Origin of the sequence: Pseudoduganella sp. SL102, assembly GCF_027856995.1 — a bacterium.
GTDB classification, from domain to species: Bacteria; Pseudomonadota; Gammaproteobacteria; order Burkholderiales; family Burkholderiaceae_D; genus Rugamonas; species Rugamonas albidiflava.
This window is the reverse complement of sequence record NZ_CP115554.1, coordinates 3222978-3241253: the sequence shown is the minus strand read 5'-3', so window position 1 is coordinate 3241253 and position 18276 is coordinate 3222978. Positions and strand designations below refer to the sequence as shown.

General features: G+C 67.9%; 13 protein-coding genes and 1 pseudogene. 7 read left to right on the top strand and 7 right to left on the bottom strand.

Annotated features, from left to right (window positions below; translation table 11 throughout):
* The first annotated feature begins 4 nt into the window (after positions 1 to 4).
* Both OU994_RS13805 and OU994_RS13800 read left to right on the top strand, forming a co-directional pair.
* Entirely contained in the window at positions 5 to 964 is a 960-nt protein-coding gene (locus OU994_RS13805; protein WP_281611221.1) for an HlyD family secretion protein, read from the top strand.
* Positions 965 to 974: 10 nt separating this feature from the next.
* Positions 975 to 2395: pseudogene (locus OU994_RS13800) on the top strand (efflux transporter outer membrane subunit).
* A 493-nt stretch (positions 2396 to 2888) separates the two neighbouring features.
* Here the strand turns inward: OU994_RS13800 and OU994_RS13795 are convergent.
* The gene (locus OU994_RS13795; protein WP_281611220.1) at positions 2889 to 3638 is read right to left on the bottom strand and encodes an IS1595 family transposase; all 750 of its coding nucleotides are present in this window, start codon (positions 3636 to 3638) and stop codon (positions 2889 to 2891) included.
* An 84-nt stretch (positions 3639 to 3722) separates the two neighbouring features.
* On the opposite strand from OU994_RS13795, the gene OU994_RS13790 reads away from it, so the two are divergent.
* Complete coding sequence (locus OU994_RS13790; protein ID WP_281611219.1) at positions 3723 to 3854, top strand: hypothetical protein; 132 nt, start codon at positions 3723 to 3725, stop codon at positions 3852 to 3854.
* 161 nt (positions 3855 to 4015) lie between these two features.
* Here OU994_RS13790 and OU994_RS13785 read toward each other — a convergent pair whose 3' ends face one another.
* Positions 4016 to 4765 carry an IS1595 family transposase gene (locus OU994_RS13785; protein WP_281611218.1) on the bottom strand — a complete coding sequence of 250 codons (750 nt, stop codon included), beginning with the start codon at positions 4763 to 4765 and terminating at the stop codon, positions 4016 to 4018.
* 84 nt (positions 4766 to 4849) lie between these two features.
* Here OU994_RS13785 and OU994_RS13780 point away from each other — a divergent pair, with 84 nt between their 5' ends.
* Positions 4850 to 4981: a hypothetical protein gene (locus OU994_RS13780; protein ID WP_281611217.1), complete on the top strand. Its 132-nt coding sequence runs from the start codon at positions 4850 to 4852 to the stop codon at positions 4979 to 4981.
* A gap of 224 nt (positions 4982 to 5205) precedes the next feature.
* On the opposite strand, the gene OU994_RS13775 is transcribed toward OU994_RS13780, so the two are convergent.
* On the bottom strand, positions 5206 to 7650 hold the full coding sequence (locus OU994_RS13775) for a PAS domain-containing sensor histidine kinase (protein WP_281611216.1): 2445 nt from the start codon (positions 7648 to 7650) through the stop codon (positions 5206 to 5208).
* Positions 7651 to 7973: 323 nt separating this feature from the next.
* Here OU994_RS13775 and OU994_RS13770 point away from each other — a divergent pair, with 323 nt between their 5' ends.
* Positions 7974 to 9635, top strand: coding sequence for a hypothetical protein (locus tag OU994_RS13770; protein ID WP_281611215.1), 1662 nt, complete (start codon positions 7974 to 7976; stop codon positions 9633 to 9635).
* Between the two features lie 9 nt (positions 9636 to 9644).
* Entirely contained in the window at positions 9645 to 10817 is a 1173-nt protein-coding gene (locus tag OU994_RS13765; RefSeq protein ID WP_281611214.1) for a hypothetical protein, read from the top strand.
* Positions 10818 to 10933: 116 nt separating this feature from the next.
* On the opposite strand, the gene OU994_RS13760 is transcribed toward OU994_RS13765, so the two are convergent.
* From OU994_RS13760 to OU994_RS13745, 4 genes are all read right to left on the bottom strand, one after another.
* Positions 10934 to 12799 (bottom strand): amidohydrolase family protein, encoded by a 1866-nt coding sequence (locus OU994_RS13760; RefSeq protein WP_281611213.1) that lies wholly within the window; start codon positions 12797 to 12799, stop codon positions 10934 to 10936.
* Positions 12800 to 12921: 122 nt separating this feature from the next.
* Positions 12922 to 13767: an amidohydrolase gene (locus OU994_RS13755; protein WP_281611212.1), complete on the bottom strand. Its 846-nt coding sequence runs from the start codon at positions 13765 to 13767 to the stop codon at positions 12922 to 12924.
* Positions 13764 to 14888 (bottom strand): mannitol dehydrogenase family protein, encoded by a 1125-nt coding sequence (locus OU994_RS13750; protein ID WP_281611211.1) that lies wholly within the window; start codon positions 14886 to 14888, stop codon positions 13764 to 13766. The genes OU994_RS13755 and OU994_RS13750 overlap by 4 nt, the downstream gene beginning before the upstream one ends.
* Before the next feature lie 187 nt (positions 14889 to 15075).
* A complete protein-coding gene (locus tag OU994_RS13745; protein WP_281611210.1) occupies positions 15076 to 15546 on the bottom strand; it encodes an N-acetyltransferase in 471 nt (156 codons plus the stop codon).
* Positions 15547 to 15704: 158 nt separating this feature from the next.
* On the opposite strand from OU994_RS13745, the gene OU994_RS13740 reads away from it, so the two are divergent.
* Positions 15705 to 17984 (top strand): hypothetical protein, encoded by a 2280-nt coding sequence (locus OU994_RS13740; protein WP_281611209.1) that lies wholly within the window; start codon positions 15705 to 15707, stop codon positions 17982 to 17984.
* The last annotated feature ends 292 nt before the right edge of the window (positions 17985 to 18276 follow it).

Genomic DNA, 18276 nt, shown 5'->3' with positions numbered 1-18276 from the left:
GATCATGGCAACTGACTCGACCTTCAAAGCCCCGGCGCTGGCCGTGGCGCGCTTTCTCGTGACACTGGCCGCGCTGGCGGCCGCCGGCGCCCTCGGCTGGCGCCTGTGGCAGCACTACGAGGTGGAACCCTGGACGCGCGATGGCCGCGTGAAGGCCGACGTGGTGCAGGTGGCGCCGGACGTCACCGGCCAGGTCACGAAAGTGCTGGTGCGCGACAACCAGCAGGTGAAGGCGGGCGACGTGCTGTTCGAGATCGACGGCGCGCGCTTCGCGCTGGCCCTGCGGCAGGCCGAGGCCGCGGTGCAGGCGCAGCGGGTGGCCCTCGACCAGGCAGCCAGGGATGCACGGCGCAACGCCGGGCTGGGCGACCTGGTGGCGCAGGAAGTGCGCGAGCAGTCATCGGCCAGGGTCGACGAATTGCGCGCCGCCCTGGGCCAGGCCATCGTCGGCCGCGACGTGGCGAAACTGAACCTGGAACGCACCCGCGTGGTCTCCACCGTGAACGGCACCGTCACGAACCTGGACTTGCAGGCCGGCGGCTACGTAACGGCCGGCCACGCCGTGATGGCGCTGATCGACCGCGATTCGTACTACGTGGAAGGCTATTTCGAGGAAACCAAGCTGGACGCGATCGGCATCGGCGACCCGGTGCTGGTGACGCCGATGGGAGCGGCACAGGTCTTGCACGGCCATGTGGAGAGTTTCGCCGGCGGAATCGCGGACCGCGAGCGCAGCACGTCGGCCAACCTGCTCTCGAACGTGAACCCCACGTTCAACTGGGTGCGCCTGGCGCAGCGCATCCCCGTGCGCGTGAAGCTCGATGCGCTGCCGGCCGGCGTCCGCCTGGTGGCCGGGCAGGCCGTGACGGTCGATGTTCGAGCAGCCCATGCCGCCGTCCCGGTTCCAGCGCCCGCCACGGCGCGGCCGGCTGTCGCCGGCGGCAATCCCGCCAGGCGTTCGTGAGGAGGCCGCCATGCGCCGATTGATCCGCCTGCCGCTGTACGCGTCGCTGGCCGTGCTCGCCGCTTGCGGCACCGTTGGCCCCGACTACCGTGTCCCCGAAGAGGCGGCGATACAGCGGCCCGCGGCCGCCGCGCCGTTCGCCAGCGCCGATGAACCGGCATTGCGCAGCGAACCGCTGCCGCCCCACTGGTGGCGGCTGTATCGAGACGCTTCGCTCGATGCGCTGGTGGGCAAGGCGTTCGCCGCCAATACCGAGCTGCGCGTGGCGGCCGCGAACCTGGCGCGTGCCCGCGCGGTGCAGCAGGAGGCAGCAGGTGCCGCCGACCCGGTCATCGGTGCGACCGGCGCGCCGGCCTATGGCCGCGCCTCGGCGGCGGCAAAGGGCCTGCCGCAGCCGCTGGCGGATGGCTACAGCCACGACGCGGGCATCAGCGTGTCGTACCAGCTCGATTTGTTCGGCAAGATCCGGCGCGGCGTCGAAGCGGCCGGCGCGGACAGCGCGGCGGCCGAAGCGGCGCTCGACCTGGCGCGCGTCACCGTGGCGGCGGACACGGCCCGCGCCTATGTCGATGCCTGCGGCGCGCGCCACCAGCTCGACGTGGCGCGCCGGTCCGTCGAACTGCAGCAGCGTTTCGTGGAAATGACCGGGCGGCGCATCCGTGCCGGGCGCGGCACCGCGCTCGACGACGCCCGCGCCCAGCTGGAACAATTGCGCGCGGCGATCCCGCCGCTGCTGGCGCAAGGCCGTACCGCGCGGTTCCGCTGGCCGCGCTGACCGGCCGCGCGCCCACCGAGATGGCGGACAGCGAGATCGCCTGCGCCGCCGTGCCACGGCTGGCGCAGCCGGTACCGGTGGGCGATGGCGCCGCCCTGCTGCGCCGCCGCCCGGACCTGCGCGGTGCCGAACGCAGCCTGGCCGCCGCCACGGCACGTATCGGCGTTGCCGCCAGCGAGCTGTATCCCAGCGTGAGCCTGGGGCTGTCGGCCGGCAGCACCGGCGCACTGGACCGGCTCGGCGCCGGCAATGCCCTGCGCTGGAGCCTGGGCCCGCTGGTGTCGTGGACGCTGCCGACGCGTGCCGGCCATGCCCGGGTGGCCGAAGCGGAAAGTGCGACGGCGGCCGCGCTGGCGCGCTTCGACGGCCTGGTGCTGAACGCGCTGCGCGAAACGGAAACCGCGATGACCGTGTATGCCCGCGAGCTCGATCGCAATGCCGCGCTGCGGGCCGCGCAGGAGCAAAGCGCGCTGGCGGCGTGGCAGTCGCACCGGCTGTACGAGGCCGGCAAGATCGATTTCCTGGCCGTGCTGGACGCCGACCGCACGCTGGCCGCCGGCGACAGCGCGCTGGCCGCCTCCGATGCGCAGGTCGCCGCCGACCAGGTGGCGCTGTTCCTGGCCCTGGGCGGCGGCTGGGAACAGCCCGGCGGCTGAGCGGAATCGCCGTTCGCCACGTGCCGATGGCCCGTACTGCTCAGCGGGGCTGGCGCAGTTCGCAAAAGCAGGCGAAAATGCGGTTCGCTCAGTGTTTCTGGGTTGCGGGCGACATGCCACGCAGCCGCAGCGCCCAAAAAAAAGCGGCGGCCGGGAAACCGGACCACCGCGAAGGGAAGCGCGCCATGGGGCAGGCGCTGTCGAAACACTGTGCGAGCTGTCTCGCCACGGCAAGTGTAGAACGTCTGCCTGGAATATATAAGTCGAACTAATTTGAACGTTGGTTCGGGAAATGCGAAGCGTTCGCATTTGTTGCCACCTCGTTTCGCCATCCCGGCCGCACCTGGCTGATCGTCTCCCCCATCAATGATCCGCTGTCGGTGTTGTAGCGCCGCGCTCGCGGGCAAAAAAAGGGGCGCTGTTCACGTTGCATAGCCTTGCCGTTGGTCACGGAACTTTCTTGCATGCCGGGCGCGACAATGAGCCGACGACCCTAGGCTGGCGCCACGGCAATGCGTAACCATTGCCGCGGTGTCGTCAACACGGCGGCATCGAGCACACGTAGCCAGCCGGTGTAATTGGCCAGGTAGCGGCTCGCCACGCCATTGAACCGCCGCAGCCAGGTCTTGAAGCGGCCATGCCATCCGTTGACACCCTGGATATGCAGTGCGCCGCGCGCACGAATGCCGGCACGCACATTGATCGCTTCGTGCGTGATGCCGGCCTGCTTCGCGAATGCCTGGTATGCCTTGGCGGCATCGGTCACGAGCAGCACATCGGGCGCCAGCACAGGCTTCAGGTGCTTCATCAACTGGCCGGCGCTGACCGGGCCGCGGCCCGTGACGAAGTCACACGTTTGCCGGTTGCGGTCACGAGCCACGAGGATGCAGTCCAGCTCGCTGCTGATGCCGCGCCGGCTGGCCATGCCGCCGCGTTTGCGCGGCAGGCGGTCCAGGTGGCGCGAGCCTTTTTGTGATTCGAGATGATAAGTCTCATCGGCTTCGACGATGCCGGACAGCTGCGGACGGGGTGCACGGAGCAAAGCGGCGATAAAACGGTGGCGCCATCGAAAGCTGGTCGACTTGGCCACCGCCACTCGGCTGGCCGCAGAACGCACGGGGATCGACTCGATCATGCATTGCAGGTAGTGCAGCCACTTGTCGCGCAGGCGCAGCCGGGCAAGCGGTGTGCCGGTCAAGGCGTTGAAGCTGCGTCGGCACGCCACGCAGCGATAGCGCTGCAAGCTACTGGCTTGTCCACAACGGTGGGACCGCTGGCATCCGCAATGGGGACATGGCGGCCTCCCGGCGGCTTCCTCGATCAAGTGATGGCACTGGCCTGGCTGCTCGACGCTGGCCAGAAAACCCTGCAGCAACGTGACCTGATCTTCCGAAAGCGGTTGCCGCATCAACGCTTCGATCAGTACTCCAACCTCCGCCGTGCCCATGTCGCCTCCTGATATACATGAAGTATCTCAACAGGAAGTCAGACGGTGATTCCGGCGGGAAGTTCCCCTGATTATCGCGCACAGCGCCAAAAAAGGCGCTGTTCGCGTTGCATAGCCTTGCCGTTGGTCACGGAACTTTCTTGCATGCCGGGCGCGACAATGAGCCGACGACCCTAGGCTGGCGCCACGGCAATGCGTAACCATTGCCGCGGTGTCGTCAACACGGCGGCATCGAGCACACGTAGCCAGCCGGTGTAATTGGCCAGGTAGCGGCTCGCCACGCCATTGAACCGCCGCAGCCAGGTCTTGAAGCGGCCATGCCATCCGTTGACACCCTGGATATGCAGTGCGCCGCGCGCACGAATGCCGGCACGCACATTGATCGCTTCGTGCGTGATGCCGGCCTGCTTCGCGAATGCCTGGTATGCCTTGGCGGCATCGGTCACGAGCAGCACATCGGGCGCCAGCACAGGCTTCAGGTGCTTCATCAACTGGCCGGCGCTGACCGGGCCGCGGCCCGTGACGAAGTCACACGTTTGCCGGTTGCGGTCACGAGCCACGAGGATGCAGTCCAGCTCGCTGCTGATGCCGCGCCGGCTGGCCTTCCCGCCGCGTTTGCGGGGCGGGCGGTCCAGGTGGCGCGAGCCCTTCTGTGATTCCAGATGGTAGGTTTCATCGGCCTCGACGATGCCAGACAGCTGCGGACGGGGCGCCCGGAGAATGGCGGCCACAAAACGGTGGCGCCATCGAAAGCTGGTCGACTTGGCCACCGCCACGCGCTTGGCTGCCGAGCGCACAGGGGTCGACTCGATCAGGCATTGCAGGTATCGCAGCCATTTGTCGCGCAGGCGCAGACGGGCAAGGGGTGTGCCGGTCAAGGCATTGAAGCTGCGCCGGCACATCACGCAGCGATAGCGCTGCAAGCCGCTGGCCTGTCCGCAACGGTGGGACCGCTGGCCTCCGCAATGGGGACATGGCGGCCTCCCGGCGGCTTCCTCGATCAAGTGATGGCACTGGCCTGGCTGCTCGACGCTGGCCAGAAAACCCTGCAGCAACGTGACCTGATCTTCCGAAAGCGGTTGCCGCATCAACGCTTCGATCAGTACTCCAACCTCCGCCGTGCCGATGTCGCCTCCTGATATACATGAAGTATCTCAACAGGAAGTCAGACGGTGATTCCGGCGGGAAGTTCCCCTGATTATCGCGCACAGCGCCAAAAAAAATGCCGGCGCTGAGGCCGGCAAAATTCCAATTCTTGGGAAATTGGAGGAGACAGGTGCATCATGCCACCCGGCGCTCCGGTCAGGCCAATTTATATTGGCCATACCAATTATCACGAAATCAGATATCTCTCGGGAAATGCTCATGCGGCGCGCGCATGATCGGCGCCGATGGCCGGCAGCGTCACCGTGAAGGTGCTGCCCTGCCCCAGCCCGGCGCTGGATGCGGCCACCGTGCCGCCGTGCAGCTGCACCAGGCTCTGCACCAGCGCGAGGCCGATGCCCAGGCCGCCCTGCGAACGGTCCGGCGTGCGCTCGGCCTGGGTAAACAGCTCGAACACGTGGGGCAGCACATGGGCGGCAATGCCGACGCCGTTGTCGCGCACGGCGATCGTCACGCTGCCCGCCGCCGCCGCGACCGACACGCCGATGCTGCCGCCCGGCGGCGTGTACTTGGCGGCATTGTTCAACAGGTTGGTGACGATCTGCACGAGGCGCACGCGGTCGCCCTTCACCAGCGGCAGCGCGCTGTCCGCGTCCACGGCCAGGGCATGGCCGCGCGCATCGACCAGCGGCCTGACCTGTTCGATGGCGCTGGCCAGCACGGAAGGCAGGTCGACCGTTCCCAGGTCCAGTTCGACCAGCCCGCGCGTGACGCGCGATACGTCGAGCAGGTCGTCGACCAGGCTGGTCATGTGCCGCACCTGCCGCACGATCACTTCGCTCGTCCTTTGCGCACTCGCCGCATCGAGCCGCCCCAGCGACAGCAGGTGCGCGGCGGTGCTGATCGGCGCCAGCGGATTGCGCAGCTCATGCGCCAGCATGGCCAGGAACTCGTCCTTGCGCCGCGACTGCGTGCGCAATTCCTCCTCGCCGGTCTTCTTGTCGTGGATGTCGGTCAGCGTGCCGAGCCAGCGGGTATCCGGTCCGATGGCGTCGGTCGACGGCACCGCGCGGTTCAGCACCCAGCGGAACTGGCCGGAATGGTGCCGCAGCCGGTGCTCGATCTCGAAGCGCCGGCCGGTCGCAAGGCTGGTGCGCCAGGTTTCCTCGAGCAGCGGCAGGTCGTCCGGATGGATGTGCGGGCGCCAGTCCCAGTCCTGCCGGCGCGGCAGCGCTTCGCCGGTGTATTCGAACCACCGCGTGTTCACGTAATCGTTGTCACCGTCGGCATTGGCGGCCCAGACGATCTGCGGTATGTCGTCGGCCATCAGCCGGAAGCGCGTCTCGCTGTCCTTCATCGCCCGCTCGGCCGCCACCTGGGCCGAGATATCCATGTTGGCCGCGACGGCGCCTACCGCCACGCCGGCGTCGTTGCGAATGACGGCGGCGCGCACCAGGATGGTCTTGCGCGAGCCGGGTGCGCCGAATGCCTCGATCTCGAAGACACCGCCGGCGGCTTCCTCGCCATCCAGCACGCGGGAAACCGGCCACTCCGTCACGGCCACGCGGCGGCCCGCATGGGCCGAATCTTCCGGCCACCAGCCGCGCCAGCCGCCGTACCCGTCCACGTCGGCCGGCATCGGATGGTCGCCCCAGATCACGCGGTTGTAGCTGTTGGCCACCAGCAGCCGCCCGCCCATGTCCACGTAGGCGATGCCGACCGGCGCGGCGTCGAGCAGCACGTCGAGCCGGCGCATGGTTTCGGCTGCGCGCTCGGAAGCCTCGGCCGCCAGCCGTTCGCTGGCGATGCGCCGCTGCTCCGCGACCTTGCGCTCGGTGATGTCGACGGCGATGCCGGCGAAGCTGCGCCGCTCCGTCCCGGTCGAGGTAGCCGGGCCGAACAGCTTGCCGCGCGCATTGACCCATACGTCGGCGCCGGAACGCTGCGGAATGCGGTATTCGATGTCGTACAGCGTGCCGGTAGCGATCGCGTGTTCGATGGCGGCCAGCACCGCCGGGCGATCGTCGGGGTGGATCATGCCGGTAAACCGCGCCAGGTCGGTGCCCGAGCGCGCCGCGGCGGCATCGACCTGGAACAGCCGCGCGAAGCGTTCGTCGACGTAGGTGAGCGACGTGTCCAGGTCGACCGACCAGGTACCGATATTGCCCGACGCTTCCAGCGACAGCGCGAGCCGCTCTTCGGCCTCCTTGTGCCGGGCCAGCGCCAGCACCTTGTCGGTGACCTCGATCACGGTGCACAGCAGGCCCCGCACGATGCCCGTCTCGTCGCGCACGGGGCTGAACGAGAAGGTGAACCAGGTCTGCTCCGGCACGCCGTTGCGGTACAGGGTGGTGGCGTAGTTCTCGAAGAAGAACGATTCGCCGGCCATCACCCGCGCCACATAGGGGCCGAGGTCGGACCATACCTCGCTCCAGACTTCCTGGTAGGGCAGGCCCAGCGTGCTGTCGGCCCGCTTGCCGAGCATCGGCAGGTAGGCGTCGTTATGGAACAGGTAGTTCGCGTCGCCCCACGCCAGGAAGGTGGGGAACGACGAGCCGAGCACGATGCCCAGCGTGGTGCGCAGTGCCGAAGGCCAGTGCGGCAATGGCCCCAGCGGGTGGCCGGACCAGTCGCGCGCGCGGATACGGGCGCCGGTGGCACCGCCGTTGAGGGTAAAGGCGAGAAGCTGGTCCTGGTCTGTCACGTGGCTGGCCGTTAGCTGGAGAGGCCCGATTCTACTGGATCGCGGCCGCGCGCATGAGGACGGTCACTTGTGCTGCGCGCCGGCGCCAACGTGGCGGCCCTGACCCACGATGAGAAACAGCGCCGCGGGCCACGGTTCCTGTTGCCGAGTTCAATTTCCGCAACACCGCGATAAAAAGTCGCTCGCCGTCCGGCCGGGATGGTAGCCTGATTGGTATGCGCCCTTTCGATGCCGCCTGATCGAACGCGCGTGCGCCTCGCGCGCCTTTCGTCCGCGCGCTCGTCCGCGCCCTCGTCCGTACCCAAGTGCGAAAGGGTCGAATCATGTACGAGTCTTCGGTTCCAGTCGCGCGGGTCGACGAAAAATGGCGGCAGTTCTGGCGCTTGCTGACCATCTACGCGGCATCGTTCGTCACGGCGCTGCTGCTGGCCCTGGCCTTCTTCTTCCCGCCCGATCCACATGCCATGCCGCCCGCCCCGCCAGCCGATATCAATGCCCGGCTCGCGCGCATCGAGGCATTGCTGGAACACGGCACTCATGGCAAGCACGACATCGATGCCGTCACGCTGAAGATGATGCTGGTCGGCAGCCTGGCGGTATTATGGTTCAGCGCGTTTTCCGCGGCGAGCGCCTATGGCTTCTGGCGGGAAGAATGCAAGCGGCACGCTGCGCGGTCCCGGGATGCGTCCGATGCCGCACCGCCCGATACCGGGCCGGGCGCCGCCCGCTGGCGCATTCCTGCCGAGTCCATGAAATACGTGCTGGGCGTACCCGCCCTCATCCCCTTGGTGATCTTCACTTTCGCGATGAGCGATGTTTACGAACCGGCGGTCTTCGTCATGGCCCTGGTCGCCATCTACATCGCCGCGGAGCATTACGGCGGGCTGGTGGCGACCGAAAACAAGCTCGACGCCACCGGCGAGGACTTGCGCAACCGGGCGAGTGATCTCAGTGAGCTGGTCGGCAGGGTGCTCGATGCCGACGGCCTGGCCTCGTGGCGCACCGAAGTCTATGAAATGTACAGCCGGGCTACGCGGCGCGTCGATGCGGTGATTCGCTACTTCGACATCGATCCGGAGTGGTGGCAATGCGGCCGCGGCCAGAAGCCATGGGCCCAGTATGGTGCCATCGCCGCGAGCGGGACCGGCACGCTGCTGAGTGCGCTAATGGCGTGCCAGGCAAAGGTGCAGTTCATCGGCCATATGCCATTGCCACTGTTCGATGGCAACGCAACGTCGGTCAACCAGAAAGGCGTGTTTTTCCGCAATTTCCTCGGGCTCGCCTGGCAGCTCGTGGTGTTCGACATGGTGCGCGAACGCCGTGCCTCGTCTCCGGGCGGACTTGCCGACTCGCCAGGCCTTGACGATACCTGCGATCCCGCCCCCGCCACCGCGCGGCCGCGCTATCTGCGCGTGCGCATCGCCCAGGCGGCCAGCTGGATGCACGTGATCGACCGGAACGTCTTCCAGGTCATCGAGCGTGGCTCGGACGGCAACTCGACGGTGCGCGAACTTACCCGTAGCATGCGCGATCCGAAAGCCCGCCGCACGCTGAGCGGCTGGGCGAGAAGCAATGTCCGCCACTTCGCCCACCGCGGCAGCAGCGCCGAGGAATACGTGTTCAGCACGCTGCGCCACGCGGCGCTGTGTCTCGATGACGGATTCGTCGAACATCAATCGATCGATCCGCTTGCGCTGGAGCGCCTGCTGAACGGGCTGGGGCTGCAGGAATTCATCGAAATGCCGAAGCCCGATTTCCTGCTTAACGCTCGCGTCAACCCCCATCGCGAGCCCGGTCTTGCCGAAGGAGCCGGCGACGCCGCACACCGGCCGACCGTACTGGACTCGAACATCGCCCGGAAACTGTGCGTCGAGGTGTTTACCGAACTGGTGCACCGTCGCGTGGCGGCGCGCGCAGGCACCCTGCTCGCCTCGCGTTCCCAGAGTGGCCCGCATCTGTGCGATCTTGCCTACGAATCGCTGTGAGCCGCCATCGTGGATAACCTCTTCAGCCTCCACGCGGACCGGGACACGGCCGACTTCTGGCACGATGTGTGCCTCGTCAGCACGGCCGTCCTCGACGTCATCCAGCGCGACCCGGGACCAGCCTGTACCCAGTTCCTGCCGGATGTCTGGAAGAAACTGACCCTGCTGAAGGCGAACCCGGCCGCCCTGGTGCAGCGTATGCTTGCCTGTACGGCACGCCTGACTGCCATGGAACTGACGGGCGAAGACAGCAAGGCGCCGTCGGACCAGCTGGTCGCCTGGCTGCTCGAGACACGGCGCTGCTGCGATCACGAACGGCAGCAGCGCGGCCTGGCGAAGCTGGACTATCCGGACGACTGCCTCGCGGCACGCAGCAACGAAATGTTCATGGAAGGCTTGACGGCGGCCTGGCTGGCCCTGTATTTCCTCGGCTTGCCGTTCGTCCACCCATGGGAACGGGTGCGCCGCCTGTCCGATGACAGCGGCGGGTTTCCATCCGGCGCGTGCGTGACGAAATTCATCGGCGACCTGTATCGCCGTTCGCGGCTGGAAATGGCGGAACACGGCATGAGCGCGGCTGAGCGCGAGCAGGCACAGGTGCTCGTGCTGAGCTACGCGCCCTCGCTGCTGTTGCCCGACCTGCTCGAGCGTGACGAACGCAACCTCAGCCCGCAGTCGGCGCATGTGCTTGGCCGCTGCTATGCCATGTTCCAGTTGCGGCTGTATGCCTCGTCCGGCTATCCGTTCACGTATTTTGTTTCCGAACAGGCGTTGCTGCGGCACTGGCAGCACGCGCACGGCGGCTACCCTCCCGACCTCGACAAGGTGCTGGGCAGGATGGCGCAATGGCTTGCCACCAGCTTGCCCGTACCGGCCCGGCACCAGTCAGTGCTGCTGTTCAAGCCGGCGCTGCCATTGGGAATGCCCACCTGCGTGCTGTCCAGCCAGGTCGGCATCTACGTGCTCGATACCACCCAGCATCCGCTGCCGTTTGCCGGCAACCATATCCGCAAGTCGCTGCTGCTGTCCTACCGGGAAAAGCTCACCGACCTGAAGAACAACCATGCATCGTCCGGCCATCTTGGCGAGCGGTCCTGCGTGGAACTGCTCGGCCTCGATGAGCCGCATTTCCGCGAAGTCGTGCGCGGCCACCTCAGCGACCCGTACCACCGTCGGCTGTGATGCGCCGATGCCGCGCTGCGCCGCCGGAATAACGCAAAATGTTTCCAAAAAAAGGGGGCTGTCCCCGAATTTTGAAACAGTGCCGGTGGAGATGGTCGACGACCTGGCTCGGCAGCCTACTGCCGCAGGCTTTTCCTCACATACCCCGGCAGGTTGGGATTGCCCAGCAGCCGTTCGATGAAGCGCTCGTCGTCCACCGCGGTGAGCGGGTCGAGTGCCATCGGACGGACCGGCGCCTCCGCACGCGGCACGGTTTCCGCGAACGGCGCGGCAAACGGTGCGGAAGCCGGCGCGGAAAACGGCCCGGCGAGCCCGGCGGATCGGGCAGGTCCGAAGCCGGGTGCCAGGTCGTGCCCGTGGCCATGTTCGTCGTCGTGGCCATGCCCGCTTCCCTGCTCATTTCCCTGCCCATGTCCATGGCCATGGCCGCCGTCTTCCATTTCAAGGTCCAGCCGCCACTCCGGCCGCGCTTCCGGGGCCGCGTCGCGTGCCATGAACGCGGCATGCCGTGCCGGTGCCGGTGCCGGTGGTGGTGGTGCAGGAGGCGATTGCACCGACTCCTGCGCCAGTTCCGGCAAGTGCGCCAGCCCGTAGGCCAGCTTGTCCACGGCGGCGGCCAGCGTCATGCCGCCCATCGCGTCGTCGCCCTCTTCCACCAGGTCGATGTGGTATTGCTTGCCGCCGATGGCGAAAGTCTCGCTGGTCAGCGGATCGCCGACGGTCATCGCCTCCGCCTCGCCGACGCGGATGCGGCCATCGATGAGGATGGCGCGGATCGCGGTTTCCCCGGCGTCGATCAGCGCGGTGTACGGATCGGCGTGCGTGCCTTCGATGACCAGCAGGTCGGCGCGCAGGCCGGCGGCCAGCGTGCCGACGTGACTGCCCCACCCCAGCATGGCCGCCGGTACCGACGTCACCATGCCGACCAGCTCGCGCGGGGTGAACAGGCCGCCCCGTTTGGTACTGACGGCGCGCGCCACTTTCAGCTCGCCGAGCAGGTTCTTGCAGCCGCTGGGGCTCCAGTCCGCGCCCAGCGCGATGGGCACGCCGCGCTGCTTGGCCGCGGCCACGTCGGCGGTCCTGCCATACAGCAGCAGGTTGCTGGTGGGCGACCACACCATGCCGGCGGTGCGCGCCATCACGTTGAAGTCGCGCGACTTCAGGCCCACGCAATGGATGCAGATCATCGTCTTGCCGACGGCCCAGCTGCCATCGGCCAGGCGCAGGTCGCGGAAGCGCTGGCGCGCCACGCGGTCGGTGCCTTCGCTCAGGTGGTACAGGAACGGCATGCCGGTCGCCAGCGCCGGGACCAGCTTGCTGGCGATTTCATCGGGGCGGTAATCCAGGGTCTGGCAACCGGCCGTGGGCCAGCCGTGTTCACCCGGCTGTTCGACATTGCGCACGAGCCCCTCGAACAGCTTGCGCATGCCGTTCGTCGACGACAGCGACATGCCCTGCGCGGTGGTCACGCCGCCGAACAGGCTGCGGCATTCGGCAAAGCGGATGATCGCACGCGTGTAGTCGACGTCCGGATGCCGGGCCAGCAGGCTGGCGGGCCGCGCCACGTCGGACTGGTAGCTGGCTTCCTCCGTGCGCCACTGGTTGCGGTTGGTGTACCGCTTCGGCACCTGCCACAACGGCAGCATGTTGTAGGTGAGGTGGTTGTGCAGGTCGATCAGGCCAGGGAAGATCGTGCCGCCCGTGTCTACCACCGCGACGTTGCCGAAGCCGGCCGGCGGCGGCTCGCCCGCGGCGAGGATCGCGGCAATCGCGGCGCCGTCGATGCATACGCGGCCTTGCCGCACCACCGCCCGCCCCGCTTCCATCGTGACGATATCGCCCGCCAGGATTTGCCGGCGGTCCGGCTGCCGCGTACTTGCGTGCGTCCTTGTATGAGTATTTGCCTGCGTACCTGCATGCGCACCCGCCCGCGCGCCGCCCGCCGCACCATCCCGCGCCTGGGCGCCCTTGAACTGGATCATCGTTCCCTCCCTCTCGTCACTGCAAGTGCATCGCTGCAAATGCGGCCGAGGATGGCACGGGAAGCGTCCTGGAAGTTCAGCGGAATTGTAGCTTCATTGTCGCTATCCGGTTGCAACAAGGATCAGCAGACCGCCCCTGGCCCGGCAATACGGTAGAACCGCGCGGCGTTGCCACCGAAGACCGCGCGCCGGCCGGTCTCGTCGAGGTGCCCCAGCAGCGCCTCGCTGGCCGACAGCCAGCGGCCGTAGTCGGCCGCCAGGTCGAGCACCGGCCAGTCGCTGCCCCACAGCACGCGGCCGGCGCCGAATACCTCCAGCACGTGGCGCGCCCAGGGGCGCAGCTGCTCGACGGTCCAGTCGCGCCCCGCCTCGGTCACCATGCCCGACAGCTTGCAGTGCACCTGCGGCAGCGCGGCCAGCGCGGCGATATCGTCGCGCCACCCGGCCGTGGCACCGGCCGCAATGGCCGGCTTGGCGAGGTGGTCGACGACGATCGGCAACTCTGGAAAGCGCCGGGCAAAGGCCAGCAGCGCCTGCAGATGCCGCGGCAGGACCAGCGCGTCGAAGGCCAGGCCGTGGCGTTGCATGGCATCCACGGCCGGGCCCAGTGCGGGGTCGTCGATCCACCGCTCGTCCTCCAGGTCCTGCAGCATCGGCCGCAAGCCGCGCAGCCGCTCGTGCGCCGCCAGCGCGGCGATGCGGCGCGGCGCATCGGGCGCCTTCAGGTCCGTCCACCCCACCACCGCGGCGATGAAATCGAAGCGGTCGGCCAGGCCGAGCATGTAGCGGGTATCGGCTTCGTCGGGCAGCGACTGCACCAGCACGGTGGCGTCGATGCCGTGCGCGCGCAGCAGCGGCTGCAGGTCGGCCGGCTCGACATCGCGGTGGATGGCGGCCAGCTCCGGCGGCGGCCATCCGCCGTTGCGCGCGGCCAGGCGCCAGAAGTGCTGGTGCGCATCGATCCTCATGCGGCCTCCATGTGCAGCGCGGCATACAGGCGCGGTTGCGGCAGGCCCAGTTCCAGTTCGCTGGCCAGCGTGACCAGCGGCAGCAGCCGGCGGCGCTTCTTCTCGGCGTGGTTCTGGGCGATGTCGGCCAGGCGGTGCGCCAGGAAAGGATTGATGAAGCGCTCGCGCACGTCCGCTACGTAGGCGCGCGCCTCGGCACCTTCGCCCAGGCCGTCGAACACAGGCAGGATCTCGCCTTCCCACAGCGCTTCCAGCTCGCCCCGCAGGGCAGGATCGCCCATCGCCTGCGCCACGGTTTCATCGGCCGCGCGGTCTTCCGCCAGCCACCGCTCGGCCAGGAAGGTGTGCGCCGCATTGAGCAGGTACAGCTTGCGCCGTTCATAGGTTGCCAGCCGGTCCGTGACGACGACGCGCGGATGGCGGCACGGCAGCACCATGCCCGGCTGCGCCTCGATCGCCCACAGCGCATACGGTTCGGCCACCGCGCCGGCCGGTTCGAGCGCCTCGGAGACGATGCGGTCCACCAGCGAATCCACCCAGATGCAGCGGCTGCCCAGCCAGCCGGTGAACGCTTCGTCCAGCCGCCAGGCGCGGGCCAGCCTGGCCACCACTTCGCGCAGCACGCTGCCGTTGTGGGCCACCAGCTCGCACGGGTACAGCGTGATGGGCGCGCCGCCGTGACGCCAGCGCCAGTGCAGCAGCACCAGCAGCTTGGCGGGGAAGCTGCGCGGCGGCGTGTCGCCTTCGATCAGGTGCGGGCCATCCCCGGCCGACAGCTCGTAGCCGCGGTCGCCGGTATTCGACACGATCACCTGGACCGTGCTCTCCACCAGCGTGCGGATGGCGGCCCAGTCGGTGGCGGCATCGTAGCCCGCCGCGATGGCGGTGACGCGGCGCTCATCGTCGACCACCTGCCCGGCGGCCCGGCCGCGGATGCGCACGGGATAGCCGCCCGGTGCCGCCAGCGCGGCGATGCGGCGCAGGCTTTGAGCGTTACCGGTGGTCTGCACCACCGCGATGCGGCCCAGTGCCTCGCCCCGTTCCAGCGCTTCGTCGACGAACAGGTCGACGTGCGCCTGCAGGAAGCGGCTGGTACCGAATTGCAGGATCGGGGTGCTCATGGGCATTGGCGCGTCTCCGCTCTTGTGGTGAATGTCGCGTGGTTCTTCGATGGTCGTGGATCGATTGTACTGTATAAATTTAAGACATTCCAGGTTTTGGACATGCCTTCGTGGCCACGCTGAAGGCATCGCGCGTTTTACCGCCGACGCTGCGGGTGCGCCTATCGTTGGACTGAGCCGTCCACGCTCACGCCGGCATCTCGCGCATGCCGAGGCGGCGGTACAAGCCCCGTGCATCCACATTGCCGCCGTCGACCTTCAGGTCGACATGCGGATGGCCGCGCCGCGCGAACCAGGCGAACGCGTGTTGCATCAGTGCCGCGCCGAGGCCGCGGCGCCGCCATGCGGGCGCCACCACTACGTCCTTCACGAACGGCACGTTCCAGCAGATCGCGACCCCTGCCACGCAATCCTGCGCATCGATGGCGATGAAGACGGTGTCGGCGTCGAACTCGGCGTCGCCGCGCAACGCCGTCCACCACTCGTCGAAGCTTTCGCCGCGGTCCGTGTGTGCGGCGGCCAGCAGCGCATGGGCGGGCCGAGCGTGCAGCCCGGGAAGGAACGGCACGACGCGCACGCCATCCGGAAATCCCGGCGGTGCCGCGCCATCAGCGGCCGCGAGGACCTTGCGCATGCGGATCGGTGCACTGCTGGCCATGGCATTTCCTTGCTGGGTGGTGAACCGCGAGTATAGGCCAGCGGGACGCCATGCTCGAACCGCCGACACCTGGCGACAATTTATACATGGAATGATGAAAAAGTTAATGCTAGACTGCCGCGCCGCGTCAGCCCGACGGTACGCACTCATTCCAGTTCATGAATTTCATCCAGAAAGCCACTTCGTTCGCCTGCTTCCTCGCCCTGCCGCTCGCCGTCCATGCCGAGGACGGCGCGGTGCTGGCGTCGCTGCCCGCCCTGCTGCTCGACCGCCACCAGCTCGTCACCGTGGATGGCGACCTGCAGGAGACCGTGTGGCAGGACGCACCCGAGTTCGGCACCTTCCACCAGTTCCTGCCGGAGAACGGCAAGCCGCTGCCTCCGGGGCTGCGCACCACCGTGCGCCTGCTGATCGATGGCGATGCGCTGATCTTCGGGATCCGCGCATGGGACGGCACGCCGGCCAGCATGCGCAGCTCGCTGGCGCGGCGCGACAAGGTGGCGCAGGACCAGGACTTCATCGGCATCTGGCTAGATCCCACCGGCCATGGCCGCGCCGCCCAGTTCGTGCGCGTCAATATCGACGGTGTGCTCAGCGACGGCATGTACCGCGCCGACGAGGACGAGGATGACCTGGGTCCGGACTTCCCCATCGATGCGGCGGTGCGGCGCCTGCCGGACGGCTACAGCATGGAAATCCGCTGGCCCATGTCGAACCTGCGCTTTCCGTACGAAGACGGCAAGACGTGGCGCCTGATGGTCGAGCGCAGCGTGCCGCATGCGGGCGGGCTGCGGCTCACCAGCACGCCGCTGAAGACCGGCTCGCTCAGCTACATCGACGCGCTGCAGGAAATCGGCGGCATGGCCGGCACCGTGCAGGCCGTGCGCGACCGGTCGTTCCTCGAACTGAAGCCCGAACTGACCGTGCGCGCCAACCGCGACCGCGACGACACCGGCCGCCGGCATGCGAACAAGGCCAGCGCGGGGCTGGAAATCAACGCGCGGCCACGCGCCGACTGGGTCTTCAACGCCACGCTCAATCCCGATTTTTCCCAGGTGGAGATCGACGAGCCGATGCCCACCGGCGCCAGCCGCATCGCGCTGTCGCTGCCGGAAAAGCGCGGCTTCTTCCTGGAGAGCGCCGACGTGCTGGGCCTGACCCTGTCGGCGTTCTACTCGCGCACGATCGCCAGCCCGCAATGGGGCTTGCGCGCCACGTGGCGCAATGCGCAGGCGGATGCGACGGCGGTGAGCCTGCGCGACGAGGAAGGCGGCGTGGTGATGCGCGGGCGCGTGTATGAAACGGCCGAGTATACGCAGACGCGGCGCACGCTGGCCAGCATGGCGCGGGCGCGCTGGCATGGCGACGGCATGCTGCTGGGCGCGTTCGTGTCGCAGCGCGGCTATGGCGATGGCGGCAGCAACGAGGTGGCCGGCTTCGACGGCCAGTGGCGCGGCAACGGCCACCAGGCGTCGTGGCTGCTGATGCATTCGCAGAACAGCGCCGGCTTTGTCGAGGAGCCGCACGCCCGCACCGTCAGGGTGCCGGTGCGGCACGGCAGCTACGCGCAAGGCCGGGTGGTGCAGATCAACGACAACTGGTGGAACGAGGCGAAGATCGAGGCGATCGGGCCCGGCTTCGTCAACGACAACGGTTTCGTGCCGCAGGCCGGCGTCGTCAAGACCGACATCAACCTGAATCGCCGCCTCGGCGAGCACGAGGTGCCGTTCGGCGCCATGCCGCTGAAGCTGTACGAGTTCGAGGCGCACCTCGGCCTGCACGAGATCCGCACGCTGTCCGATGCCACGCTGGAGCAGCAGGCCAACGAGATCGTCGAACGCAAAATCCAGCCCGGGATCTGGTTCCGCTCCGGTCGCCAGACGGACCTGTGGGCCAACCTGGGCTTCGACCGGCAGCGCGCGCGCGGCGGCGCCAGCTGCACGATACGCGCGCCCTGCACTTCGGCTTCGCGTCGTCGCCGCTGCCGTGGATGCCGGTCCTCAAGGCCGAGGTCACGCTGGGCCGGCAGCTCGACGTGGATGCCGACCGGGTGGGCCATGGCGGCAACGTCGTCGTCGATGCGGGCTTCCGCTTTCCCTTCCCGCTCGCCCCGGCCGGGCGCGCCTGGGCGATCGAATCGGATGTGCGCGTCAATCGCGCATGGATCGACGGCACGCAGGGCCGCCCCGCCTTCGCCGATAACGGCTGGCGCTGGCTTGGCATGCTGCATTTCACCGCCAGCGACTCGCTGCGGCTGCTGGCGCAGAACACCTCGTCGTCGCGGCGCGATGATGGCGTGTCAGGGCTGGCGCCGTCGGCCGACCGGGGCTCGCACCGCTCGCTGCTGTACCGGCACCTGTGGCGGCATGGCCGCTCGCTGTCGGTCGGCTACTCTCGGGACCGCGCCAGCGAGGGCAATGCGGTCAACGGCTCGCTGACCGTCAAGATGCAGTGGGAAGTGTGAGGTGTGAGGTGTGAAGTGTGAAGTGTGAAGCACGGCCCAGATGTAGGCAGACGATATGGTTTGCCACGAGGTCCCCTTTGAGGCGGGCCGCTTTTGCCAGTTTCTTTGCGCAGCTGATGTTTGCTACGGATGCTCGGAGTACCGGTCTCGATCGGCAGCTTGCAACATGAGGTTTGCGACAGCTTGGTGGACACGTGCGGTTCGTGAAAGTCTGCCACCGCTCGAACCGGACATTGCTGAGTAGGAGAATTTTTTCTAAAGCAATC